This is a genomic window from Sphingomonas sanguinis NBRC 13937, assembly GCF_001591005.1.
GTDB classification, from domain to species: Bacteria; Pseudomonadota; Alphaproteobacteria; order Sphingomonadales; family Sphingomonadaceae; genus Sphingomonas; species Sphingomonas sanguinis.
The window spans coordinates 1-675 of the sequence record NZ_BCTY01000131.1 but is presented as its reverse complement, the minus strand read 5'-3'; the positions used below and the strand labels follow the sequence as shown (position 1 = coordinate 675).

Annotated in this window: 1 protein-coding gene; it reads right to left on the bottom strand. The window is 63.3% G+C overall.

The window, feature by feature from the left end; all coding sequences use genetic code 11:
- Positions 1–521, bottom strand: a 521-nt coding sequence (locus tag SSA01S_RS18920; RefSeq protein ID WP_167348945.1) for a YncE family protein, incomplete at its 3' end; no start/stop codon positions are given.
- Positions 522–675 lie beyond the last annotated feature (154 nt).

The window sequence follows — 675 nt, the reverse complement described above, 5'->3', positions numbered from 1 at the left end:
GAGAAGATCGTCATACCCGGACCACCGGGCGTCTTGATGCGCCCGGTTTCCTTGTACGTCGTAGGGTCGAGCACGGCGATATAGTCCTCGCCGCGGACGGTGACCCAGACTTCCTTGCCGTTCGGTGTAAAGAACGCCTCGTGCGGACTGCGCCCGACATAAGTCGTATGCTTGACGGTGTTGGTGGCGGTGTCGATCCACGACACGGCGTTCGATGCGATCGACACGACCGCGAGGGTCTTCCCGTCCGGCGAGAAGCCGAGTCCGTGAACCAGCACCTGCCCCTTGTAGAGCGGTGAAAAATTCATCGGCTGCGGATCGCCAAGCTTGATGACGCCGAGCAGCCGGTTGTCGGCCGGGTCCGTCACCGACACCGTGTTGGAGAATTGTTCGGATGCATAGACGCGGTCGCGGTGGCTGACAGGCACGTCCCTGGCGTTCCACGGCGCCTGCTGGGCCATGGCGATGCCCGGTGCGGCGCTTATCAGCAAGGCGGCCGAGCGCAGGATGGTCCGGATCATGTCAGTGCTCCATATGGCTGTGGTGGTCACCGCCCTGCGTCGGGGCTGGCGTCGAAGGCGGTAGCGGCTGGCCGATCGCCAGCTTCATGGCGGCGATCTCCTGCTGCTGATCGATGATGATCTCCTGTGCGATGCGCTTGAGCTGCTCGTTATG